This window comes from Streptomyces sp. NBC_00038 (assembly GCF_026343635.1).
Taxonomy (GTDB): Bacteria; Actinomycetota; Actinomycetes; order Streptomycetales; family Streptomycetaceae; genus Streptomyces.
Genome location: NZ_JAPELQ010000002.1, coordinates 365,884 through 388,710 on the forward strand (window position 1 = coordinate 365,884; position 22,827 = coordinate 388,710).

At 68.7% G+C, this 22,827-nt stretch carries 20 protein-coding genes; 16 read left to right on the forward strand and 4 right to left on the reverse strand.

Going from position 1 to position 22,827, the window contains the following annotated elements; translation table 11 throughout:
- Positions 1-594 precede the first annotated feature (594 nt).
- From OG219_RS44775 to fahA, 10 genes are all read left to right on the forward strand, one after another.
- Entirely contained in the window at positions 595-1,824 is a 1,230-nt protein-coding gene (locus tag OG219_RS44775; RefSeq protein ID WP_266836984.1) for an amino acid ABC transporter substrate-binding protein, read from the forward strand.
- Complete coding sequence (locus OG219_RS44780; RefSeq protein ID WP_266836986.1) at positions 1,821-2,705, forward strand: branched-chain amino acid ABC transporter permease; 885 nt, start codon at positions 1,821-1,823, stop codon at positions 2,703-2,705. The genes OG219_RS44775 and OG219_RS44780 overlap by 4 nt, the downstream gene beginning before the upstream one ends.
- Entirely contained in the window at positions 2,702-4,540 is a 1,839-nt protein-coding gene (locus tag OG219_RS44785; protein ID WP_266836988.1) for an ATP-binding cassette domain-containing protein, read from the forward strand. Before OG219_RS44780 ends, OG219_RS44785 begins: the two co-directional genes overlap by 4 nt.
- Entirely contained in the window at positions 4,537-5,268 is a 732-nt protein-coding gene (locus OG219_RS44790) for an ABC transporter ATP-binding protein (RefSeq protein ID WP_266836990.1), read from the forward strand. Before OG219_RS44785 ends, OG219_RS44790 begins: the two co-directional genes overlap by 4 nt.
- Entirely contained in the window at positions 5,265-6,365 is a 1,101-nt protein-coding gene (locus tag OG219_RS44795) for a hypothetical protein (protein WP_266836992.1), read from the forward strand. Before OG219_RS44790 ends, OG219_RS44795 begins: the two co-directional genes overlap by 4 nt.
- 67 nt (positions 6,366-6,432) lie before the next feature.
- On the forward strand, positions 6,433-7,635 hold the full coding sequence (locus tag OG219_RS44800; protein WP_266836994.1) for a DUF5624 domain-containing protein: 1,203 nt from the start codon (positions 6,433-6,435) through the stop codon (positions 7,633-7,635).
- Positions 7,636-7,653: 18 nt separating this feature from the next.
- Entirely contained in the window at positions 7,654-8,451 is a 798-nt protein-coding gene (locus tag OG219_RS44805; protein ID WP_266836996.1) for an HpcH/HpaI aldolase/citrate lyase family protein, read from the forward strand.
- Between the two features lie 40 nt (positions 8,452-8,491).
- Positions 8,492-9,367 carry an amidohydrolase family protein gene (locus tag OG219_RS44810; protein ID WP_266836998.1) on the forward strand — a complete coding sequence of 292 codons (876 nt, stop codon included), beginning with the start codon at positions 8,492-8,494 and terminating at the stop codon, positions 9,365-9,367.
- 233 nt (positions 9,368-9,600) lie between these two features.
- Entirely contained in the window at positions 9,601-10,806 is a 1,206-nt protein-coding gene (gene hppD, locus OG219_RS44815; protein ID WP_266837000.1) for a 4-hydroxyphenylpyruvate dioxygenase, read from the forward strand.
- A gap of 85 nt (positions 10,807-10,891) precedes the next feature.
- Entirely contained in the window at positions 10,892-12,121 is a 1,230-nt protein-coding gene (fahA, locus tag OG219_RS44820) for a fumarylacetoacetase (RefSeq protein WP_266837002.1), read from the forward strand.
- A 290-nt stretch (positions 12,122-12,411) separates the two neighbouring features.
- Here fahA and OG219_RS44825 read toward each other — a convergent pair whose 3' ends face one another.
- Positions 12,412-13,527 carry a WD40 repeat domain-containing protein gene (locus OG219_RS44825; RefSeq protein ID WP_266837004.1) on the reverse strand — a complete coding sequence of 372 codons (1,116 nt, stop codon included), beginning with the start codon at positions 13,525-13,527 and terminating at the stop codon, positions 12,412-12,414.
- A 295-nt stretch (positions 13,528-13,822) separates the two neighbouring features.
- Here OG219_RS44825 and OG219_RS44830 point away from each other — a divergent pair, with 295 nt between their 5' ends.
- The 4 genes from OG219_RS44830 to OG219_RS44845 all read left to right on the forward strand — a co-directional run bounded on the left by OG219_RS44830 (position 13,823) and on the right by OG219_RS44845 (position 19,519).
- Entirely contained in the window at positions 13,823-15,157 is a 1,335-nt protein-coding gene (locus tag OG219_RS44830; RefSeq protein ID WP_266837006.1) for a glycoside hydrolase family 18 protein, read from the forward strand.
- Between the two features lie 249 nt (positions 15,158-15,406).
- Positions 15,407-17,380 (forward strand): glycosyl hydrolase family 28-related protein, encoded by a 1,974-nt coding sequence (locus OG219_RS44835; RefSeq protein WP_266837952.1) that lies wholly within the window; start codon positions 15,407-15,409, stop codon positions 17,378-17,380.
- Positions 17,381-18,003: 623 nt separating this feature from the next.
- A complete protein-coding gene (locus tag OG219_RS44840) occupies positions 18,004-18,825 on the forward strand; it encodes a DUF1996 domain-containing protein (RefSeq protein WP_266837954.1) in 822 nt (273 codons plus the stop codon).
- Positions 18,826-18,895: 70 nt separating this feature from the next.
- Positions 18,896-19,519: a DUF305 domain-containing protein gene (locus OG219_RS44845; RefSeq protein ID WP_266837008.1), complete on the forward strand. Its 624-nt coding sequence runs from the start codon at positions 18,896-18,898 to the stop codon at positions 19,517-19,519.
- A gap of 16 nt (positions 19,520-19,535) precedes the next feature.
- On the opposite strand, the gene OG219_RS44850 is transcribed toward OG219_RS44845, so the two are convergent.
- Both OG219_RS44850 and OG219_RS44855 read right to left on the reverse strand, forming a co-directional pair.
- Positions 19,536-20,075 carry a DUF2269 domain-containing protein gene (locus OG219_RS44850; RefSeq protein ID WP_266837010.1) on the reverse strand — a complete coding sequence of 180 codons (540 nt, stop codon included), beginning with the start codon at positions 20,073-20,075 and terminating at the stop codon, positions 19,536-19,538.
- 127 nt (positions 20,076-20,202) lie between these two features.
- Positions 20,203-20,589 carry a hypothetical protein gene (locus OG219_RS44855; protein ID WP_266837012.1) on the reverse strand — a complete coding sequence of 129 codons (387 nt, stop codon included), beginning with the start codon at positions 20,587-20,589 and terminating at the stop codon, positions 20,203-20,205.
- A 256-nt stretch (positions 20,590-20,845) separates the two neighbouring features.
- On the opposite strand from OG219_RS44855, the gene OG219_RS44860 reads away from it, so the two are divergent.
- Positions 20,846-21,148, forward strand: coding sequence for a helix-turn-helix transcriptional regulator (locus tag OG219_RS44860; protein ID WP_266837014.1), 303 nt, complete (start codon positions 20,846-20,848; stop codon positions 21,146-21,148).
- Positions 21,145-21,537, forward strand: coding sequence for a VOC family protein (locus OG219_RS44865; RefSeq protein ID WP_266837016.1), 393 nt, complete (start codon positions 21,145-21,147; stop codon positions 21,535-21,537). The genes OG219_RS44860 and OG219_RS44865 overlap by 4 nt, the downstream gene beginning before the upstream one ends.
- A 96-nt stretch (positions 21,538-21,633) precedes the next feature.
- On the opposite strand, the gene OG219_RS44870 is transcribed toward OG219_RS44865, so the two are convergent.
- The gene (locus OG219_RS44870) at positions 21,634-22,815 is read right to left on the reverse strand and encodes a M20 family metallopeptidase (RefSeq protein WP_266837018.1); all 1,182 of its coding nucleotides are present in this window, start codon (positions 22,813-22,815) and stop codon (positions 21,634-21,636) included.
- Positions 22,816-22,827 lie beyond the last annotated feature (12 nt).

The following is a 22,827-nucleotide window of genomic DNA, read 5'->3' on the forward strand; positions in this document are numbered from 1 at the left end:
GGTCGACCGTCCGCGGTTCCGGCCGGCCCGGGCGGACGTCCGCGGTTCCGGGCCGCCCGACGGCCATCCGCGATTCCGGCCCGCCCGGTCGGCCGTCCGCATGCTCGGATCCTTCTGCCGCCGCCGGCTCCCGACCGGAGTGCCGGCCGACGGCGGCGCAGCGGCCGATCTCATCAACCCAGGGATGAAGGCCCGCCGCCGCGCCAGACCCTCATCCACCCCGGCGCGGCGCCCACACCAGGCGGCCCGCACAGCCGAGCCATAGCCCTACCCGCGAGTAGAACCTTTTTGCCGCAAGCCTTGTCCGATCCCTTGTCGAGCCTTGATGTGCAATGTATACATTGCACATCAACGGCAAGGATGCCTGCGGGCGCCCCGGCCGGTACCACTCACCACCGGGCGTGCCCACACGTCCGGGAGACGTTCCACGCGCAAGGGACAAGCGCCAACGGTCGCCTCCGGAACCACATTTGACGAGCCGTCACCACTTCCGGTCGCCGCCTTCCACCCCGGTCCGAGCCACCCGGCACGGCACCGGTCGGAGGGGCTGTCCCTACGAACCGCCATCACGATCACCAACTTGAGGTGAATCTCATGCCAGGATTCGGCCGAAGCGGACGACACACGGCTCTGCTCAGTGCGACGGCGGCGGTGCTGCTGGTCGCCACAGCGTGCGGCTCGGGGTCGGGTTCGAGCAGCAGCGGAGCAATCAAGATCGGTGCCTCGCTGCCACTCTCGGGCCCTGTCGCCGACGCCTCCAAGCCCGCCTACGAGGGCTACAAGGTGTGGCTCGACCAGCTGAACAAGAACGGCGGGCTGCTGGGCCGCGAGGTCGAGCTGAAAGTGCTCGACGACGGCTTCGACCAGAACACCGTCGTCACCAACTACAACCGCCTCATCAGCCAGGAGCGCTCCGACCTGCTGCTCGGCACCTTCTCGTCCAGGCTCAACCTGCCCGCCTCGGCCGTGGCCGAGCGCAACAAGATGCTCTACGTCGAGCCCTCCGGCGGCGCGGAGGAGATATTCAGCCGCGGTTACGACTACCTGTTCTTCGCCCAGCCCAGCACCTCGCTGGACCTCCCGGAGCAGTTCGTCCAGTACATCAAGTCGCTGCCGGCCGACCAGCGGCCGAAGACCGCCGCCTATCCCACGCAGGACGACCCCAACACCGACGTCACCATCAACGAGTTCCGCAAGGAACTCACCGCGCTCGGCGTGAAGACGGTCTACAGCGAGAAGTACGCCCCGGACACCGTCAACTTCGACCCGATCGCCAGCGCCGTGGCCCGCGCCGAACCCGACCTGGTCATCCACGGCGCGGTCGCCGCCAACGACGGCGCGGGCCTCGTCAAGGCGCTGCAGAAGCAGCAGTTCAGCCCGAAGATGATGTTCCAGACCAACGCCCCGAGCCTCATCGCCTCCTACCCCGAGGCGATCGGCGCGAAGAACACCGAAGGCATCTTCACCTCGGCCGCCTGGAGTCCGAACGCCGACTACAAGGGCAACGCCGAGTTCGTGAAGGCGTACACGGAGGCCTACGGATCGGCGCCGGGCGACGACGCCGCCAACGCGTACACGGCGGGCCAGGTGCTGGAGGCCGCCGTGAAGGGCGTGGGCAGCCTCGACCAGGACAAGCTCGCGGACTGGCTGCACTCGCACACCGTGCAGACCGTCGTGGGCCCGCTGAAGTGGGACGCGCGCGGGGTCCCGGACGGCGACATGCTGCTCGCGCAGTGGCAGAGCGGGAAGTTCGAGTTCGTCGCCCCGGCCGCCCAGAAGACCGTCGACAAGGCGGTCAACCCCAAGCCCGGGTGGTCGTCGTGAGCCAACTTCTGCAGACCGTGATCCTGGGGCTCCTGGTCGGCGGCGTGTACGCCCTGGTCGCGTCCGGGATGAACCTCATCTTCGGCGTGATGAAGGTCGTCAACCTCGCCCAGGGCGGCATGCTCATCCTCAGCGCGTATCTGACGTACACGCTGTGGAACGCCACCGGCATCGACCCGCTGCTCCTGGTGTTCATCACGACGCCGTGCCTGCTGGTCGTCGGCTGGGCAACGTACTACGTCTTCATCGAGCGTTCGCGGACCACCGATCCCTCGATGGCGCTGGTGACGACCTTCGGACTCACCCTCGTCACCAAGGGTGTCATCGCCCTGGTCTGGGGCAATGAACCGCAGTCGGTCACCCCCGGCTACGCGAACCGCTCCTTCACGGTGCTCGGGCTGCGCTTCCCGCAGGCCCAGGTGTACGCCTGCCTCGTCGCCGCGGTGGTCCTCACCGGCCTGTATCTGCTGCTGCGCCACACCTGGCTCGGCCGGTCCATCCAGGCCACGGCGTCCAGTTCGGAGGGCGCCCGGCTCATCGGCATCGAGGTGCGTTCCGTCTGGGCGGCCGCTTACGCCCTCGGGGTGGCGGCGGCCGGCGCGGGCGGCACGCTGCTGAGCGTCCTGTACCCGTTCATGCCGAGCTCGGCCGACCACTGGATCGGGCTGATGCTCTCGATCATCGTGCTCGGCGGCATGGGGAGTCTGCCCGGCAGTGTGCTCGGCGCGCTGGTCATCGCCCTCGCCGAGTCCCTGACCTCGACGTACATCGCCCCCGACTGGGCCGCCGCGGTCCCGTATCTGGCCATCATCCTGGTGCTCGTGGCCCGCCCGCAGGGCCTGCTCGGCGCCCGGCTGCGAGAGGACATGAGCCGCGCATGAGCATTGCGAGCCTGAGCAACAGCCGACTACGGGCGTACGGCATCGGACTGGCCGCCGTCGCCCTCGCCGTTCTGCCGCTCGTCAACGACAACGCCTATCTGCAGAACATGGCGATCATGGCGTTCCTGCTCGCCGTCATGGCGTCCGGCTGGAACATCATCTCCGGCTACACCGGCTACGTCTCCCTCGGGCAGAGCGCCTTCCTCGGCGTCGGCGCCTACACCACCGCGCTGATCTCGATCCACACAGGCGTCTCCCCGCTGCTGGCCGCACCGGCCGGGGGTGTCGTCGCAGCGGCCTCCGCCGTCGTACTGGGGCTCGTCGGCCGGCGTACGCGGGGTATCGCCTTCGTCATCGTCAGCTTCGCCTTCCTGGAGTTCACCGCCCTGCTGGTGTCCAACTGGGGGTCACTGACGAACGGCAACCACGGGCTCGCGCTGCCGCTGCCCACCTGGGACCGCGCCTATCTCAACTGGCCTTTCTACTACTACCTGTTGGCCCTGCTCGCGCTGACCGTGTGGGGTTCGTGGGCGATCCGCCGCTCCAAGTTCGGCATCGGGCTGATGGCGATCCGGGACGACGAGTCGAAGGCCGAGGGCATCGGGCTGCGCACCGACCGCTACAAGATGCTCGCGTTCGCGGCGAGCGCCTTCCCGATCGGTGTCGCCGGCGGCGTCTACGCGTACTACATCGCCTATCTCGAGCCGGCCTCGATGTTCGACATCGTCATCGCCATGCAGATCGTGCTCGCCGCGCACCTCGGCGGCGTGGGCACGCTGTGGGGACCGGTTCTGGGCGCCTTCCTCCTTGAGCCGCTCAACCAGTTCACCAACCAGACCCTCAGCGGGCCCGACGCCGGTTCATGGCGGATGATCATCTACGGAGCACTGCTCGCCGCGATCGTGCTGTTCTTCCCCAAGGGCGTGCTCACGGAGGGTGCGGCCTGGCTGGCACGCCGACGCCGCACCGAGCCGCAGGCGACGGCCGGCACCCGCCTGACCGAGATCTCCGACCGGTTGCCCCCTGTCGCGCCGGCCCGTGAGCGCGCATCGGGCGTACCGCTGCTGCGGGTGGACGGGCTGGCCAAGTCGTTCGGCGGGGTACGTGCGGTCGACGACTGCTCCTTCACCGTCGAGCAGGGCTCGATCACCGGGCTCATCGGGCCCAACGGGTCGGGCAAGACAACGGTGTTCAACCTCCTCGACGGAAGCCTCACCGCCGACGCCGGCAGCGTCCATCTCGGCGAACGGCGCATCGACCACCTGCCGCGCTGGCAGCGGGCGCACTCCGGGCTGGCCCGCACCTTCCAGTCCACCCGGGTCTTCCCGCAGCTCACCGCGTTGGAGAACCTCGCCGTGCCCAGCCGCACGTTCTCCACGGCGGGGCTGAGGACCTCGGCGATCAGCGGCAAGGAAGCGGCACAGGCCCGCGAGTGGCTCGCCTTCGTCGGCATGGACGCCTACGCCGACCACCACGCGGGCGGACTGTCGTACGGCCAGCAGAAACTCATCGAACTCGCGCAGGCTCTGATGCTGGAACCGGAGATCCTGCTGCTCGACGAACCGGCCGCGGGCATCAACCCGACCCTCGTGGACCGGCTCGCGGACATCGTCCGCAAGCTCAACGAAGCCGGAACGACCGTGGTCGTCGTCGAGCACAACATGCCGCTGGTGCTGTCGCTGTGCGACCACATCCACGTCCTCGCCCAGGGCCGCGTCATCGCGAGCGGGCCACCCGGACGGATCGAACACGACCCCGCCGTGCTGGACGCCTACCTCGGTGACCACACGCCGAGCCCGGGCAACGACCCGGCGACCTCGGGAGCCACCGCATGATCACCTTCCAGAACCTGGTGGCCGGATACGGCCGCGCCGGAGACATCCTGCGCGGCGTCGACTTCAGCGCCGCCGAATCCGCGATCACCTGCATAGTCGGCCCCAACGGGGCGGGCAAGTCCACGGTGCTCAAGGCGTGCAGCGGGCTGCTGCGACCGCGCGGCGGGCAGGTCATGCTCGGCGACGAGGACATCGGCGGGCGCTCCCCCGCGCAGATCCTGCGCCGCGGGGTGGTCCAAGTACCCCAGCACAACGGGCTGTTCCCGTCCCTGACGGTGCGCGAAAACGTCATGCTCGGCGCCTACGTCAACCGCAGGGAACGCGAACGCAACCGACGCCGCTACGCGGAGATCGCCGAGCTGTACCCGCTGATCGCCGAGCGTGCCGACGACAAGGCCGCATCGCTGTCCGGAGGCCAGCGCCGCACCGTCGAGTTCGCACGCGCCCTGATGCTGACCCCGCGCGTCGTACTCCTCGACGAGCCGACGCTCGGCCTGGATCCCAAGGCGAGCAAGCAACTCGCCGACTCCATCACCACCCTCAAGCAGGAGGGGGTGACCGTCCTGATGGTCGAACAGAACGTCCGTTTCGGCCTCACCCTCGCCGACCACGCCGTCGTCATGGAAGGCGGCCGCGTCCTGCACACCGGCGCCGCCGGCGCCCTGCTCGCCGACCCGGACATGGGCCGGCTCTTCTTCGGCGCCGCTCCCCCACAGGAGGCATCATGAACAGCGCGTATCTGAGCCTGGTCCAGGCACTTCCGGGTTCGGGCGCCAGGGCCGCCGAGCCGTTCCTCGTCGGCGGTCTGGAACTGCTCGCGATCCCGCAACTCGCGTACGACATCCCCGGGTCGCCCGCCCATATGAACGGCGGCGACAGCGAGACCGAGGTGCTGCTGCTGCGCCGGGACGGGGACCGGTTCGAGCCCTGGGGAACCCTTGCGGCGCCGGGCGGAGAGGACGCCGAGTTCTTCCGCATCGGGGAGCGGGCGTTCCTCGCGGTGGCCAGTATTCGTACCGGCGCGGGCCCCTACGAATACACCATCCCCTCCACACTGTTCGAATGGGACGGCACACGGTTCGTGCCCTTCCAGGCATTCGACGGCTTCGCAGCGAAGCAGTGGCGGCACTTCACCGTCGACGGCCGGCACTTCCTCGCGCTCGCCCAGGGAGTGGCCCTCCCCGGACTCGGCGAACAGAACCGGCCCTCCGTCATCTACTCCTGGGACGGCACACGCTTCGCCCACTTCCAGGACATCCCCTCCCAATGGGCGTACAACTGGCACGCGTTCACAGTGGGCGGGCACGAGTGGCTCGCCCATGCCGACCATGCCGGGCCCAGCGTCCTGTACCGGTGGCACGGGGGACGGTTCGTCCCGCACCAGGAGCTGGCCACGGCAGCGGGCCGGGCCTTCGCCACGTTCGACGACCCGGACGGCGGCGGTACGTACCTGATGATCGCCTGCATCGACGACGGTTCGCGGGTGCTGCGCTGGGACGCCACGGCCGACCGGTTCGTCGAGCACCAGAAGCTCGTCGGGGCGGGCGCGCGTGAACTCGCCGTCGTGACCACCGACCGCGGGCTCTACGTGATCCGGGTCAACTTCATCGAGGGCACTCCGGCTCATCCCACGGCCGCGCTGATGTCGCAGGTCTACCGGTGGGACGAGGGCCGGCTCGACGTCGTCGACGAGTTCCCGACGACGGGCGGCACCGATCTCGCCGTCCTGGAGAGCGCGGCGGGCCCGCTGATCGTGCAGACCAACGCGCTCAGCGCCGACCTGCGGTTCGCCGCCGAGAGCCGCGTCTACCGCTTCCTGGGCTGAACCCCTCGCTCCGTACGGCCACGCGTGGTCGCCGTACCGACCCCTGCCTTGTGAAAGAGAGATCCACGTGTCCGAGCACGAAAGTCCCGAGCTCATCGACCTGTTCACCGCGTACACCGCCGGGCCGGGCTCCATCGGCGCGCATCTGCGCATCTCGGCCGCCCGGGCTCATGCCCGCGACCCCCTTCTGGTGGTGACCGGGGCCGACATGGCGCTCTATCCGGGCGACGGGCGGCCGCTGACGGTGCTGCCCTACCGGCTGAGCAATCGCGGCTTCAAGGAACTGGCCGCCGTCTCCCATCTGGGTACGGCACTGGCCTCGCTCGTCGAGCTGTACCGCCACGACCCGGGCGGCGTGTGGCGGGCCGATGCCGAGAACCTGCTGCACCAGGTGCAACGTTCCCGTGCGGCCAACAGCACGGCCCTGTGGCGTGACCGGATCGCGGCCGTCTCCCACCGGGGCCGGGAGGAGGCCATCGCGACGATGGTCGACTACGCCTGCGCCGTGACCGAGCGGTATCTCCTGCGCGCGCTGGCCGACACCTCCCTCCTCAACCACCGGACGCTGCGCGAGGAGTACCTGGAGGACGGTCATCCGGACCTTCCGGTGTCCTTCAACCGGATCATGGTCGCCACGTTCTTCCTCGTCGGGATGGACAACGCGCACCGGCTCATCGCCTGGTGCGACGCCCAGAACATCGACTGGGCCCGCGCCATGGTGGTCGTCGTCGGGCAGATAGGGCGCCCCACCGCCGGGGTGACCTGGCGTACGAACGGTGTCGCCGGCACCGTACTGGCCGCCTCGCGGCACACCTTGCCGCTGGACCGCCTCTACATCGCTCCGCACGCACGGGGATTCGCCACGCCCGTCGGAGGAGACCTCAGCGAGGTCGAGGAACTGGAGCCGGTGCTGCGGCAGTTGTGGGCGGGCACCAGGGTCACGGTCGAGCTCGGCGGGGCGATGTTCGAGGGGTATCCGGCCTTCTCCCCGGGCGACGACCGCCCCGGATTCCTGGGCGAGCGGACGGTCACCCGGGCCGACGAGGTCATCACCGAACAGCCCCGGATCCGCTCGCCCAAGGACTGGTTCACGCTCGTCACCCGGCTGCGCCTGGTCATGGAGGACCCCCGCCAACTGCTGTCCGGTGCCGTCACCGATTACGCGGCCCAGCAGCTCATCGAGCACGGCAACGACCCACTCGCCGTCACCGTCCCCGGCCTCGACGACGAGCCCTACCCCGCCTACGGCTCCGTCTCCGCGGCGGCCTGACCCGAAAGCGACTCCGCCATGACCCAACATCCCTTCTCCGGCGGGTTCCTGGAGCGTCTGCACGCCGGCGAACCCACCCTGATGCTCACCGTCCGCACCAGCCGCACCATGGACGTCGTCCACATCGCCCGCTCCACCGGGCACCACAGCATCCTCGTCGACCTCGAACACTCCAGCATGTCGACCGATGTCGCCGCCCACTTGTGCGCGGCAGCGGACAGCCTCGGGCTGACGGCGCTGGTGCGCATTCCCGAGCGCGAGTACGGGATGATCGGCCGGATCCTGGACGGCGGCGCCCACGGGATCATCGCGCCGCGCATCGAAACGGTGGAGGAGGCGCGGGACGTCGCCCGCGCCTGCCGCTTCGCCCCACGCGGCCAGCGTTCCCAGACCAACATGGTCCCCCAGCTCGGGATGCGCCCCACCCCCGCACAGGAGCTCAACCCCGCCCTGGACGACGCCACGATCGTGCAGATCCTCCTGGAGACACCCGCCGGCATCGCGAACGCGGACGAGATCGCCGCTCTGGACGGCGTGGACATGCTGTCCCTCGGCGCGAACGACTTCACCGCGGAACTCGGTGTGCCCGGTGAGTTCGGCGATCCGCGTGTCCGCGACGCCGTCGAAAGGGTGGCGGACGCCTGCCGCAAGCACGGAAAGCTTATGGTCCTCGGCGGCATCGGCGACCCGGCGATCCTCGACACGCTCGTCCCGCTGGGGGTGTGCTCGCTGCGCATCACCGGAACCGACAGCGCGTTTCTCTTCGAGGGCGCGCAGGCACGCGCCCAGCAGGCGCTCTCCACCTGCCGCCCGTAGCCCCACCCGGATGCGTAGTTGCGCCGAGATAGGACGGATGATGACCACGGATCTTCCCCAGCCGACCCCCATGCGCGCCGCGGAGAGCAACACCAAGCCGCGCTTCGAGGTGCCCCCGGGCAGTTGCGACACCCACTTCCACGTCTTCGAGCCCGGTTTCACTCCGGTGTCGAACCCGCTGTACGGGTTCCCCGACGGCACTCTCCAGCAGTATCTGCGGATGACCGAATGGCTCGGCATCGAGCGCATGGTCCTGGTGCAGCCCACGTACTACGGCACCGACAACAGCCTGCTGGTCGACGTCCTGAGGAAGGTCGGCCCGCGCTGCCGTGGCGTCGTACGCATCGAGGAGGACACCCCCGACAAGGAGCTGGACGAGTACCACGAGCTGGGTGTGCGGGCGATCCGCCTCGACTTGTTCGCCCGGGCGTCCCAGCCGACCGCCGACATCATCGCGTACGTCCGCAGGATGGCGGACCGTGCCCGTCCGCGCGGCTGGCATCTGCAGTTCTACACACCGGGGACCGTCGTACGGGATCTGCTGCCGTTCTTCGGTGACCTCGAGGACACCTTCGTCATCGACCACATGGGATACATGAAGGAGTCGGACGGGCTGACGCGGGCGGACTTCGACCGTCTGGTGCGGGTTCTCGACGGGGGCAGCTGCCACATCAAGCTCTCCGGGGCGTACCGCATCGCGAAGGACAAGCCGCTGTCCACCGTCGAGCCCCTGGGCCGGGCGCTCGTGGCGGCTCGGCCCGACCGCCTCGTGTGGGGATCGGACTGGCCGCATCTGACAGACGGTCAGCGGGATACCGGCGAACTGCTCAACCTGCTGGCCGACTGGGCTCCCGACGCGGCCGACCGCCACCGGATCCTGGTCGACTCCCCCGCCAGGCTGTTCTACACGGACTGACCGCTGTCGGGAGAGGAGCCGGAGAAATCGCCGTACAAATTGTGCAACGAACTCGGGGTCCTGCTGAACAGATTGGACAGTCTGCTCAGATTTCACTGGACCTCTTGCACAGGCCGCGTTGAGCGTCTGTGCTGTTCCTGGCCACGTGCTGCGACGGCGGTGCGTTCCGGCCCGCTTCACGCCCTCCAGGCGGCTCGCGCCATCGACCTGATCAACGCAAGGAGAACTCCGTCATGAGCATCGAGCAGACCCTCACCAGCCAGGAGCGCCTGGCCGAGCTCGACCTGACGCAGCTGCAGCAGCTGGTCGGCCTGGTGGACTACGACCCGTCGAGCGACCCGTTTCCGGTGACCGGCTGGGACGCGGTGGAGTGGGTGGTGGGCAACGCCACGCAGACCGCGCACTTCTACCAGTCGGCGTTCGGCATGCAGTTGATCGCCTACTCCGGGCCGGAGACGGGCAACCGCGACCACCAGGCGTACGTCCTGCGCAGCGGCGCGATCCGCTTCGTCTTCAAGGGTGCGGTGGATCCGAGCAGTCCGCTCGCCGACGCCCATCGCGAGCACGGCGACGGAGTGATCGACATCGCGCTGGAGGTGCCGGACGTCGACCGGTGCGTCGCCCATGCGCGGGCGCAGGGCGCCACGGTCGTGGAGGAGCCGCACGATGTCGGCGACGAGCACGGTACCGTCCGCCGGGCGGCGATCGCCGCGTACGGCAAGACCCGGCACACGCTGATCGACCGCTCCCGCTACAACGGGCCCTACCTGCCCGGATATGTGGCCCGCACGTCCTCGTACGTGAAGCGGCCCGGCGCACCGCGGCGCATCTTCCAGGCTCTGGACCATGTGGTGGGCAATGTCGAGCTCGGCAGGATGGACGAGTGGGTGGACTTCTACAACCGGGTCATGGGCTTCACGAACATGGCCGAGTTCATCGGGGACGACATCGCCACCGAGTACTCGGCGCTCATGAGCAAGGTGGTGGCCAACGGCAACCACCGGGTGAAGTTCCCGCTGAACGAGCCGGCGGTGGCGAAGAAGAAGTCGCAGATCGACGAGTTCCTGGAGTTCTACCAGGGCCCCGGTGCGCAGCATTTGGCGCTGGCCACCAACGACATCATCGCCTCGGTCGACGCCCTGCGCGCCGAGGGTGTGGAGTTCCTGGCGACTCCCGATTCGTACTACGAGGACCCGGAGTTGCGTGCCCGGATCGGCCAAGTGCGGGTGCCCGTTGAGGAGTTGCAGCGGCGGGGCATCCTCGTCGACCGGGACGAGGACGGCTATCTGCTGCAGATCTTCACCAAGCCGCTCGGCGACCGCCCGACCGTGTTCTTCGAACTCATCGAGCGGCACGGCTCGCTCGGGTTCGGCAAGGGCAACTTCCAGGCCCTGTTCGAGGCGATCGAGCGCGAGCAGGCCAAGCGCGGCAACTTCTGAGGCCGGGAGCACCGGCCCTGGCCTGCTGTCTACAAGCGGGCCGCATCCCGTCCAACTGCCCCCACCCAGCAGCGGAAGTGACCTCATGACCTGGCTCGACCTGCCGCCCGATGACTTGTTCGGGATCGACAATCTGCCCTACGGAGTGTTCTCACCATCCGGCGGCGCACCCCGTGTCGGAGTCCGGGTCGGCGAGCAGGTGCTGGATCTGGCGGCCGCGCTTGACGATCAGGTTTTCGCGCGGCCGTCGCTGAACGCCTTCATGGCGCAGGGCCGGGCGCGTTGGACGCAGGTCCGGGAGCGGGTGACCGAGTTGCTGACCGACAGCCGGAACCAGCGGGACACCGCCCCGCATCTGCACCGTCTCGACGACATACGGCTGCGTCTGCCCTTCGAGGTGGCCGATTACGTCGACTTCTACGCGAGCGAGCACCACGCGACGAACCTGGGACGCCTCTTCCGTCCCGACGGCGACCCGCTCACCCCCAACTGGAAGCATCTGCCCATCGGTTACCACGGCCGGTCCGGCACGGTCGTCGTGTCGGGCACCCCGGTCGTGCGCCCCCGAGGACAGCGCAAGAGCCCCGAGGCGGTCTCGCCGGAATTCGGCCCGACCCGGCGCCTGGACATCGAGGCCGAGGTGGGATTCGTCGTCGGCACCGGCTCACCGCAAGGAGAGCCGGTGTCCGTGGCCGACTTCCGCGAACGGGTCTTCGGGGTCTGCCTCGTCAACGACTGGTCCGCGCGTGACCTGCAGGCGTGGGAGTACGTTCCTCTCGGACCGTTTCTGGGCAAGTCGTTCGCGACGTCCGTCTCGCCGTGGATCGTTCCCCTGGACGCGCTGGACGCAGCCTGGACCACCCCGCCCGCGCGAGATCCCGAACCGCTCCCCTATCTCGCCGACACCGGCAAGCAGGGCCTTGACCTGAACCTGGACGTCCACCTCAACGGCCACCTCATCTCCTCGCCCCCGTTCGCCTCGATGTACTGGACCGGCGCCCAGATGCTGGCCCACATGACGGTGAACGGGGCCTCCACCCGCACCGGTGACCTCTACGCCTCGGGCACCGTCAGCGGACCCCATGCCGACGAGTACGGATCCCTCATCGAACTCACGGCCGCAGGCGCCAACCCGCTGGTCCTGCCGGACGGATCAACCCGCGCTTTCCTGCGGGACGGTGACGAGGTGACTGTCAGCGGTACCGCACCCGGCCCGGGAGGCGGGCGCATCGGACTTGGCGAGGTCACCGGCCGGATCCTGCCCGCTCTCGGCGACGCCAAGGGTCGGATCCTGCCCGCCGGAGACGAGTCCTGACGGCCCGGGTCAGCGTGAGCGAGAAAGGCCTGAGCAAGCATGGCCGGGGCGATGTGGCGATACCAGGCGACACAGCGGCGGACCTCGTACTCGTCCAGGCCGGGTCAGCTCCTTTCGAGCTTCCCTTCAACCGTTGGCGAATCGACCACATACGCTAAACCGTCACCCTCGACGGTAACCGTCACGGATACGTCCAAACACCCGTCACCGGGTCATGAACCCTTGACAGAGTGGCGGCCGGGCCACAAGTCCTGCCCTGGCCCTCGAAGCACGGGCGACGGCGCGCACTGTCAGTTCGTTTCCCACAGCCTCACCGTTGTGTCGACGCCGCAGCCGGCGAGAATCCGTCCGTCCGGGCTGAACGCCAGACCCCGTACGGCCTTGCGGTGGCCGGCGAGATGGGCGGCCGGGGTCAGGTGCGTGGGGTCGGTGACATCCCACAGGGTCACGGCCGCGTTCTCGCACCCGGAGGCCAGGAACCGGCCGTTCGGACTGAACGCCACCGCATATATCTGCCCCGTGTCCCCAAGACCGGCCAGGGGGAGGATGCCTGTGCCCGTCCTCACGGGATGTGCCGGGTCGGTGACATCCCACACCGTGACGGCTCCTTGCCGCCACGACCCGTAGGTGCCGGAGACAACGCCCATATCCCCGCTACCGGTAGCCAGTAGCCGCCCGTCATGGCTGAATCCCACCGAATGGACGGCAGGGGCCCCGCCCGAGGACAACGCCTTGGGCCAATCGCGGGCCTGCGGTCGGACGACGGCGGTGCGGACCGGATGCGCCGGCTCGTTGACATCCCACAGGACCCCGGTGTCCTTGTCGCCGTCGGAACCCGAGGCCAGCAAGCGTCCGTCGGGACTGAACATCACCGATATGACGGGACCTGACCGCCAGACATGCCGATGGTGGGTGACACGGGCGCACCGGCTCGGCCGTGCCGGGTCGGAGACATCCCAGACGATCACGGTGCGGTCGCTGGCGCAGGCGATGAACCGTCCGTCCGGGCTGAAACTCACCGCGTGGACACCACCTTGCCGCCAGCCGTCGCGAAACAACCAGCCGGGGCGTTCATGGACAAGGACCGCCGACCGGGTCGGGTTCGCCAGGTCCGTGACGTCCCAGAGGATCACGCTCCAGTCGGTGCTCCCGGACGCCAGTAGCCGTCCGTCAGGGCTGAACGCCACCGCGTTCACCGCTCTGTGATGGCTGGTGAGGCCGACGGCCCGGGCCGGGTGGGATGCATCCGTGACATCCCAGAGGACCACGGTCCTGTCGCTGCTTCCGGACGCCAGCAGCCGTCCGTCAGGGCTGAACGCCACCGCGTTCACCGCTCCGCCGTGCCCGCTGAGAGTAGCGACCGGTCCCTGCGACGGCGGTGGCGACGGCCGTCCCAGCAATGCCATGGTGCAGTCTCGCGCGATCCGGCATCCCGCGGAAGGCGGAGCGCCGGCTTCCGCTGCCCGGCCGTGCAACGGTGCCGACGGATCTGCGCACCCGGCCTGTGGACGCAATGATGTCCATCACACCGGCATCAGGGCAAAGGTCCGTGAGCGCGCCTTGACGTGGGTCACCAAGCCGCATTGGCAGGCTCTGACCCCTCACCTATGGGTGAGGCTGCGGACGGGCGGGCGCAACACCGACAGACCGACCCCCCTCGCACCCTTGACCCCAGATGGTACAGACCAATAGCTTCCGGGCATGCGTCGAAGACTCCTCAGCAGGCTGGCACTTGTCGCCTGCGCCGCGTCCCTTCCGGTCACACTCCTCGCCACGGCGCCCGCGTCGGCCGATGGCCCCCGGACTTCCCACTCCCCCGCGTACAAGAGCGTCGGCTACTTCACCCAATGGGGTGTCTACGGCCGCGACTTCCAGGTCGCCGACCTCGAGACGAGCGGAGCGGCATCTCGCCTCACCCACATCAACTACGCGTTCGGCAACGTCAGTTCGGACGGCAAGTGCTTCACGGGGAACATCCCCAGGGAGGCCGACGCCTGGGCGGACTACGCGCGCCCGCTGGACGCGGAGAACTCGGTGGACGGTGTCGCCGACACCGACACGCAGCCACTGGCGGGCAACTTCAACCAGCTTCGGGAGCTGAAGGCGGAGAATCCCGGCCTGAAGGTGATGATCTCCCTCGGTGGCTGGAGCTGGTCCACCCACTTCTCCGACGCGGTGCGAACGGCCGCCTCCCGCAAGGCTTTCGTGGCCTCGTGCCTCGACCTGTACATCAAGGGCAACCTGCCTGTCGACGGAGCGCGCGGCGGCCAGGGCGCTGCGGCCGGGCTGTTCGACGGTGTGGATCTGGACTGGGAGTGGCCGGGGTCCGCCGGGGACACCGACACCGTCTACCGCCCCGAGGACAAGCAGAACTTCACCGCACTCGTACGCGAGTTCCGGCGGCAGCTCGACGCGTACGCCACCACCCAGAAGAAGGGCAAGCACTACGAGCTGTCGGCGTTCGTACCGACCGCCCCAGCGAAGATCGACGCAGGGTTCGACGTACCCCGCATCATGCGGGACCTGGATTTCGTCAACCTTCAGGGCTACGACTTCCACGTCTCCGGCGAGGCGACCACGAACCAGCAGTCCGCGCTGTACGCCAGGGACGACTTCAGCGTCGACCAGACCGTCGACGCGTGGCTCGAACGGGGCGCACCGGCCCGCAAGTTGGTCGTGGGCATGCCCTTCTACGGGCAGGGCTGGACCGGCGTGACCGGGGGCGGCGACGGCCTGAACCAGCCCGCGGCAGCTCCCGCGCCGGCGACCTGGCAGGCGGGGTACGAGGACTACGAGGCGCTCAAGAAGCTTGCGGACTCGGGGACTTACACCGTGCACCGGGACCGCAGGAACGGCCATGCCTGGCTCTTCGACGGCACGACCCTGTGGACCTACGACGATCCGCAGGTCCTCAAGACCAAGACGGCCTACATCCGCCACCACCGGCTCGGCGGGGCGATGTTCTGGTCGCTCGACGGAGACACCCCTGACGGCGAGTTGATCCGCGCCGTGGACACGGGGCTCACCCAGCGCTGAGCCGCGCACTTCCCAACTGCGCACTCACCTCCGGGTTCCGAGGGTGAGGCGGTGGCAGACCACCGTCTCACCCTCGGTCCTGGCGAGTTCGGATCTGTTGGGCGCCGGGGGTACGGGCGCGGCCTGGAGTCCGTAAAACTTTTGAAACTGGGGGATGCTGTTCTGTTTCGTGGGTTCCTGCGGCAGGATAACGCCAACACGCCCCCCAGCGTGTCCATGCCAGTACAAGGAGCCGCAACCTTGAACACCGTGCAGCGACACTGGACTCCCAGCAGATCCCGCCCCCTTGTCGGACTACTGGTCCTCGCCGTTCTCACCGCCTGCCTCGGCCTGCTCGGAGCGCCGGCCGCAACCGCGCAAGCGGTGGGCGCGGCGAGATCCACGGTCGTGGACGTCACGGACTTCGGCGCCGATCCCGGCGGGAACGCCGACTCGGCGCCCGCGGTGAAGGCGGCGCTCCGGCACGCCAAGACGGTGAAGGGGCCGGTCAGGGTCGTGTTCCCGCGGGGCACCTACCAGCTGTACCCGGAGAGCGCCGAGGTGCGCGAGCTGTACGTGTCGAACACGGTCGGCGCGGATCAGCGGTACCGCGACAAGTCGATCGGGCTGCTCATCGAGGACATGCGCGATGTGGTGGTGGACGGTCGCGGGTCGACGCTGCTGTTCCACGGTCTGCAGACGGCGTTCGCCAGCATCCGCTCGCACAATGTCACCTTCACCGGCTTCACCTTCGACTATGTCGCGCCGAAGGTCATCGACGCCACGGTCAGCGCGGCCGGGGTCGAGAACGGGCACGCCTACCGGATCCTGAGCGTGCCGGCCGACAGCCCGTACACCGTGGCGGACAACAAGGTGACCTGGCTCGGCGAGACCAGCCCGGTGACCGGGCAGCCGTACTGGTCCGGAGTGAACGGGCTTGAGTACACCCAGATCACGGACCCGGTCGCGCAGCGGTCCTGGCGCGGTGACAACCCCTTGTTCAGCAACGTGACATCGATGTCCGACCTCGGCGGGCAGCGCATACGGATCGACTACACGACCTCCGCGGGGCCCTCGGACCAGGGGCTGGTGTACCAGATGCGGCAGATCGAGCGGGAGCAGCCCGGAGCATTCATCTGGGAGTCCTCCGACGTCACGGTCCGCAATCTGGTCGCCCGCGAGCTGCAGACCTTCGGCCTGGTCGGGCAGTTCAGCGAGAACATCACCATCGACCGGGTCGACTTCTCGCCGGATCCGGACTCCGGGCGTGCCACCGCCGGGTTCGCCGACTTCATCCAGATGTCCGGGATCAAGGGCAAGGTGTCGATCACCAATTGCGTCTTCGACGGTCCGCACGACGACCCGATCAATATCCACGGCACCTATCTGCAGGTCGCGGCGCAGCCCTCGGCGAACAGCCTGACGGTGAGTTACAAGCATCCGCAGACTGCCGGGTTCCCGCAGTTCTACGTCGGTGACACGGTCGAGCTGGTCGACAGTGCGACGATGCGCCCGGTTCCCGGCGGTACGGCGAAGGTGACCGCCGTCGACGGGCCGAGCGGGCAGGACCACGACACCTCGCTGACGGACATGACGATCACCCTGGACCGGCCGGTGCCCGACGGGGTCAAGATCGGCGGCACTGTCGTGGAGAACACGACGTACACGCCGAGCGTACGAATCGCCGGCAACGTCTTCCGCAACGTGCCGACGCGCGGGATCCTCGTGACCACCCGCAAGCCCGTCGTGATCGAGAACAACCGCTTCGAGCGGACGACGATGGCGGCCATCTACATCTCCGCCGACGCCTACCAGTGGTACGAGTCGGGAGCGGTCTCCGATGTCCTCATCCGCCGGAACACCTTTGTGAGTTCGACCGGTCCGGTCATCTTCGTGGAGCCGACCAACCAGGTACTGAACGCCGCGGATCCGGTGCACCGCGGCATCCGGATCGAGAAGAACACGTTCGAGGTCGGCGATGTCACGGTGGTCGATGCCAAGAGCGTCGGCGGGCTGTCGTTCACCGACAACGTGATCCGGCGCGCAGTGGGCGCCACGACGCCGTACTCCTCCCGGCTGTACGTCTTCCGGGGCTCGGACGACGTGCTCATCGAGGGCAACAGGTACGCCGGCGGGCTCAACGCACGGGCCGACACGGAGTCCATGGACGCCTCGTCGGTGACCGTGCGCACGGACGCGGCCAAGGTCAACGCGGACAATGTGATCCCGGTTCGCGGCCACTAGCGGACCCTGCTCGTCGGGTTCCGCCGGGACGGCGGTTCGGGCAGCGGACGGCGGAGCTCGATGTGAATCGAGCTCCGCCGCTCGCGCTCACCGCCGTCCCTTGGCGTATCCAGCCGCGCCGGCCTGTCTCAGCGTCGCGTAAAGATGCTTCAACCTCCTGAAGCCGTGGCGCAGTTCGCGACAGCTGCGGCAGGCCCTTCCATCCCGTACCGAGCGCCGCGGCCCTCGGCGTCACGACGGTGCAAGCCGAGCGCGCAGGACGCGTAATCCCTGCGCAGGCCCTTCCCCACCGTCTCGCGACGACGCCGGGGCAGGCCCCCCGCAGTCGAGGCCGAAAGCCCTTTCCCCCTCCATTGGTCTTGAAGTCTTGAAGCCAACCAGGCGCGCGGGCGTACTAATGCCGACGAGAACCATTGACATCGCCATGACATGTGGCTTCACTCCCGAGGCAGGATCCCGGAACCGGTACCGGAACCGCTACCGGTACCGGTTCCGCTCACCCCCACCACTCCCCAAGGAGGAGTGCCGTGTTAGCAAATTTCCCCCGCACCACCGCAGACCGAAGGCGCATACGCCCTGCCTGGTCGGCCGTGTTGGCGGCGTTCACTCTGATCATCACCGCGCTGTACGCCGCTTCAACGCCGACCGGCACGGACCGCTCGACCCCCACAGGAGCCGAAGTCGTCCGTGTGGCCGAGTTCCTGGCCGAATGCCCCTACAGCCACCGCCTCCCGGACGATCCGATCGTCGCCCCCGGGCTGCCCGGCGCCTCCCACATGCACAGCTTCTTCGGCAGCAAGGTGACCAACGCCCACACCACGGTGACGAATCTGCTGGGTTCGGCCAGCACCTGCAGCCCGACCGTGGACACCTCGGCCTACTGGGTGCCGACTCTGTACCGCAACGACCAGGCGGTCGAGCCCACCGGAACCACCTTCTACTACCTCGGTGAAGGCGTGCGCGACGACATCATCCAGCGCACCCAGCCCCTCCCCCAGGGTCTGCGGATCGTCGCCGGCAACGCGAAGGCGACGGGAACGACGGACCCCACGTCCATCGCCCGCTGGTCGTGCCTGCACCACGGCGAGGTCAACCCTTCCAAGGACTTCGTGACCTGCCCGGCAGACTCGATGCTGGAGTCGTATCTCGACTTCCCGCAGTGCTGGAACGGCAGGGACCTGGACTCCGCCGACCACAAGAGCCACATGGCCTACCCGGTGAACGCCGAGTGCCCCGCCAGCCACCCCGTACCCGTGCCGAAGCTGCGCCAGGTACTGCGCTACCCCGTCACGGGCAGCACCGCGGGACTCCGTCTGGCATCCGGAGCCGGCTACACCATGCATGCGGACTTCTTCAATGCCTGGCCCACTGCCGAGATGGCGCGCAGGACCACGAACTGCATCAACGCCATCGTCAAGTGCGGTGCTGACGGCAATCCCTCCTGATCGGCGCGACCCACCTGCTCCGCACACGCGGGACACTCCACGCGTCACGGCCCCGAGACGGGAGACGGGCATGGCAGAACCCTCAGCACAGCCGGGCCGTGGGGGCAGGGCACAGCTCGTCACGACACTGCTGTGCGCTCTGTTGATCGTGTCCGGGTGTGCCGGCCCCCAGCAACGGGCCGGCACATCCGCCGAACCAACCATCACCAACAGCTCCCCAATGGACGCTTCGGGAGCGGCAGTTGGAGACACGGGCACGTTCAGCACCACGGACATCGCCTGGATCCAGCTGCTGATCGCCATGGACGACCAGACCCAGTACGTCCTTGAACTCGCGCCGCGCGGGGGCGGCGAACCCGCGCTCCAGGGCTGGGCTGCCGGTGTCGCCCGCGACAACCGGACCCACCTGACAGCCCTGCGCGAGCTCCTCACCGCAACCGGCGTCCCGGACGACAACCCGCACGAGGGCCATGACATGCCGGGCATGGTCAACGCCGAGGAACTGAAGGCGCTCAGCAACGCGACGGGTGCGCAATTCGACCGACTGCTGCGGTCCGCACTGCGCGAACACTTCACCCACGCGGAGCAGTTGTCGAACGAGCTGCGGAAGAACGGGTCCGACCCGCGGGTGAAGAAGCTCGCGGCCACCGTGAAGAGCTCCGCCGCGACGCACCGGCAGAGCATGCCGTTGTAGGTGCCTCCCAGCGAGGTCAGGCGGCCTGGCGGGCGCGCCCGGTGTCCACCGGCTTTCGGGCCGCCGCGCGCAGATTCCGGCCTCGCCGGGTCAGTCCCCAGGGCTTGACGACCGAGATCACCGTCATGAAGACGTACGCGGACATCGACACGATCGGCCCGAACAGGATGTCTCCGGCGTCGGGCAGCGGGTTGCCCGCGGCGGCGACGGCGGTGACTGCGGAGTTCACCCCCGGTCGCAGCGCGAAGACGGTGGCGGTGGTGGTTGCCAGGGTCAGCCAGAACTTCGTATAGACCCATCGGTGCCTGGCCAGTCCCCACGGTGTGCCCAGGGACAGAAGCAGCCCGCTGAGGAGCGTAAGAATCGCGACGGGGAGCAGGAGCCAGTCGGCGAAGAGCTTCATGGCTCGGACGGATGCCTCCACGGTCACCGCGGACCCGGTGGTGGCCGCGGTGATCCCGAGTGCGAGCAGCCCGAGCGTGAGCCCGAGCCAGCTCGCGGAGGCGGCTACGTGGACGACCAGGGAAGCCCGGCGTGCGGGACGGCTGAGTTTCACCTGATACACGGTGCCGGGCGGAGGCGGCGAGTACGTCTGACAGCGGGAGTAACCGCGCGTACTAGCCTCGGCGTACGGGGCGGGACCGCGACGGGTCTGCCACGTCATCGCGCCCAGCGGCCGCGGGTCAGTCGGTGATGGTGACGCACGGGAGGCCGACGCTGGCGCCTCCCCGGAAGCCTTCCGCGCAGAGCCGGGTGCCCGCAGGGAAGTGCCGTTGCGGGTAGGCCTGATCCCGGTACGTCCTGAACGCGGCGACGTCCTCGACCTTGGTGTTCGCGCTCCAGCCGTTGGTGGTCCACACCCGGGCGCTGATGCGGTGCGGCTGGTTGGTGTTGGTGACCGACACCTCGACCCTGCCCAGGTAGGTGCCGGTGTCGTAGGTCTCGATGCAGACCGAGTTGTTGCACCACTTGCCGGCAGCCGCCGCGGGCGGTCCTGCGGCGATGACGCAGCCGAGCGTCGCGGCTGCCACGCCGATTCCCGAGGCGATCTTCTTGGTGATGTAGTGCATGGCGAGCGACCTCAGCATTCTGTCCGGCCCGTGACGGAGCATGGGTCCTGTCGGCACATGTTCCGGGGGCCGGACGGATCGGCGTCGGCGATACGTGAGGCCCGAGCGGACCAACGCCGGAAAAGATCATGAGTTACGCCGGTCCACTCCCCTGCGCCACGTCCTCGCTGCCCACGAGCCCCCGGACGGCAGGCCGACCGAGGACGCGCCGCACCCCGACTTGATAGGCAAGCCAGCACTTGCCTATCCTGTGGTCGTGGCCGACGACCTTTTCAAAGCCTTGGCCGACCCCACCCGCCGCACCATCCTCGACGAGCTCACGGAGAAGTCCGGACAGACACTGTTCGAGATCTGCGGGCGACTGAGCATGAAGCATCAGCTCGGCATCTCACGCCAGGGGGTCTCCCAGCACCTCGCCGTGCTGGAGGCCGCCGGGCTCGTCGAGACCAGGCGGGAGGGCCGCTACAAGTTCCACGACCTGAACACGGCCCCGCTGCGGCAGATAACCGAGCGATGGTTCGCGCCCGACCCATCCGGACCAACGGAGAGCACCCCATGAAGATCCATCTGACCAGCGTCTTCGTCGACGACCAGGCAAAGGCTCTGCACTTCTACACCGAGATCCTCGGCTTCGTGAAGAAGTACGACGTCCCGGTGGGCGAGAAGGACCGGTGGCTGACCGTCGTCTCGCCCGAGGAGCCCGGCGGCACCGAGCTCCTCCTGGAGCCCGCCGGCCACCCGGTCGTCAAGCCCTACCGCGACGCGCTCGTCCAGGACGGCATCCCCCTCGCCCAGTTCGCCGTCGACGACGTACAGGCGGAGTACGAGCGCCTGCGCGCCCTCGGCGTCCGCTTCACCCAGGAGCCGCTGGAGATGGGCCCCGTCACCACCGCCGTCTTCGACGACACCTGCGGCAACCTGATCCAGATCGCGACACAGCCGAAGTAGGCGGTCGGCCACGTGCGGGGCCCGACCTCGCCGGCGACTGACCCCTCGCCCTGGAATTCGCCGACGGCGCGGCCATGCGTGTTCAGGACGCCAGGCTCAGCCCCGCAGAGGTTCCGCCAGTCGTCCCAGCAGCCCCGCGACCAGCGCGGTCTGAGCGGGCACGGTGTCCGGGTAGATGAACTCGCCCTGGGCATGGGCGCCGTCGCCCACGGCGCCCATGCCGCACAGCACGGGCAGGCCGAGGGCGGAGACGAAGTTGGCATCGCTGGCACCGCCGACGGCGGCATCGGGCAACTCGTCGCGGCCCTGCTCACAGGCGACCTCGCGAGCGAGGCCCAGGACAGGGGCGGATGCGGCGTTGAGGGTCATCGGCGGCCGGTTCCAGGCGTGGTCGATCTCGATGCGGACGCGGGGGTCGCCTACCTCGATGGCGTCCAACTCGGCGTCGACACGGACCTGTTCGGCCTCGCTGCTGACCCGGATGTCGACGCCTGCGGTGGCCTGCCCGGCGACGACGTTGATGGCGGAACCGCCCTTGATGAGCCCGGGGTTGATCGTGGTGCCCCTGTCGGGGGCGGCGACCGCCACGGCGGCGACCACGAACTCCGAGAGAGCAGTGATGGCGCTCGCCCCGTCCTGAGGCGCGAGCCCGGCATGCGCCTCGATGCCGGTGGCCGTGACCCGGAAGATCCCGGACCCCTTTCGGGCGGTCTTGACGGCGCCGTGAGCGGTCGGCTCCAACACCAGGGTGACGTCGACCTTCTGCGCGACCTCCTCGATCACCCGCCGCGACGACAGGGAGCCGATCTCCTCGTCGCCGTTGAAGAGGAAGGTGACGGTGGGCACGGGTGCGCCGCTCTCCCGGGCCAGCTTCAGGGCCCAAATGCCTTGCGCAAGGCCGGTCTTCATGTCGAAGATCCCCGGCCCGCCGAGCTTGTCCCGACCGTCGTCGGACGCCTCCGGCTGCTCCCATCCGGCCAGGGTCCCGGTCGGCCATACCGTGTCGTAGTGACCGACGAGCGCGACGTGCCCGGCGCCCGTGCCGGTGTAGGTGAGGGTGAGCGTGTCGCCGCACTCGCCGCCGGGGTGGCGCTCCTCGTGGTCGGGTCGGCCGAGGCGGTGGACGGTCAGCTCGCGCAGGAGGTCCAGGCCCGCGGCGAGGCCGGGCAGATCGTAGCTGCTGGTCTCGTGGTGGACGAGGGTCAGGATGTCGGTGACGATCTCCGAGGCGACGTCCTGGGCGCGGGCGGTGAGGGCGGCGGCGGGCGATGCGGTCATGGTCTGCTTTCT

Excerpts from the sequence above, each read along its gene's own strand:
- OG219_RS44845 (WP_266837008.1), top strand. The coding sequence starts at position 18,896 with ATGGCAGAACCCTCAGCACAGCCGGGCCGTGGGGGCAGGGCACAGCTC.
- OG219_RS44790 (WP_266836990.1), top strand. The coding sequence starts at position 4,537 with ATGATCACCTTCCAGAACCTGGTGGCCGGATACGGCCGCGCCGGAGAC.
- OG219_RS44870 (WP_266837018.1), bottom strand. The coding sequence starts at position 22,815 with ATGACCGCATCGCCCGCCGCCGCCCTCACCGCCCGCGCCCAGGACGTC.
- OG219_RS44810 (WP_266836998.1), top strand. The coding sequence starts at position 8,492 with ATGACCACGGATCTTCCCCAGCCGACCCCCATGCGCGCCGCGGAGAGC.
- OG219_RS44855 (WP_266837012.1), bottom strand. The coding sequence starts at position 20,589 with ATGCACTACATCACCAAGAAGATCGCCTCGGGAATCGGCGTGGCAGCC.
- OG219_RS44775 (WP_266836984.1), top strand. The coding sequence starts at position 595 with ATGCCAGGATTCGGCCGAAGCGGACGACACACGGCTCTGCTCAGTGCG.
- OG219_RS44865 (WP_266837016.1), top strand. The coding sequence starts at position 21,145 with ATGAAGATCCATCTGACCAGCGTCTTCGTCGACGACCAGGCAAAGGCT.
- fahA (WP_266837002.1), top strand. The coding sequence starts at position 10,892 with ATGACCTGGCTCGACCTGCCGCCCGATGACTTGTTCGGGATCGACAAT.
- OG219_RS44795 (WP_266836992.1), top strand. The coding sequence starts at position 5,265 with ATGAACAGCGCGTATCTGAGCCTGGTCCAGGCACTTCCGGGTTCGGGC.
- OG219_RS44785 (WP_266836988.1), top strand. The coding sequence starts at position 2,702 with ATGAGCATTGCGAGCCTGAGCAACAGCCGACTACGGGCGTACGGCATC.
- OG219_RS44805 (WP_266836996.1), top strand. The coding sequence starts at position 7,654 with ATGACCCAACATCCCTTCTCCGGCGGGTTCCTGGAGCGTCTGCACGCC.
- OG219_RS44825 (WP_266837004.1), bottom strand. The coding sequence starts at position 13,527 with ATGGCATTGCTGGGACGGCCGTCGCCACCGCCGTCGCAGGGACCGGTC.
- OG219_RS44830 (WP_266837006.1), top strand. The coding sequence starts at position 13,823 with ATGCGTCGAAGACTCCTCAGCAGGCTGGCACTTGTCGCCTGCGCCGCG.
- hppD (WP_266837000.1), top strand. The coding sequence starts at position 9,601 with ATGAGCATCGAGCAGACCCTCACCAGCCAGGAGCGCCTGGCCGAGCTC.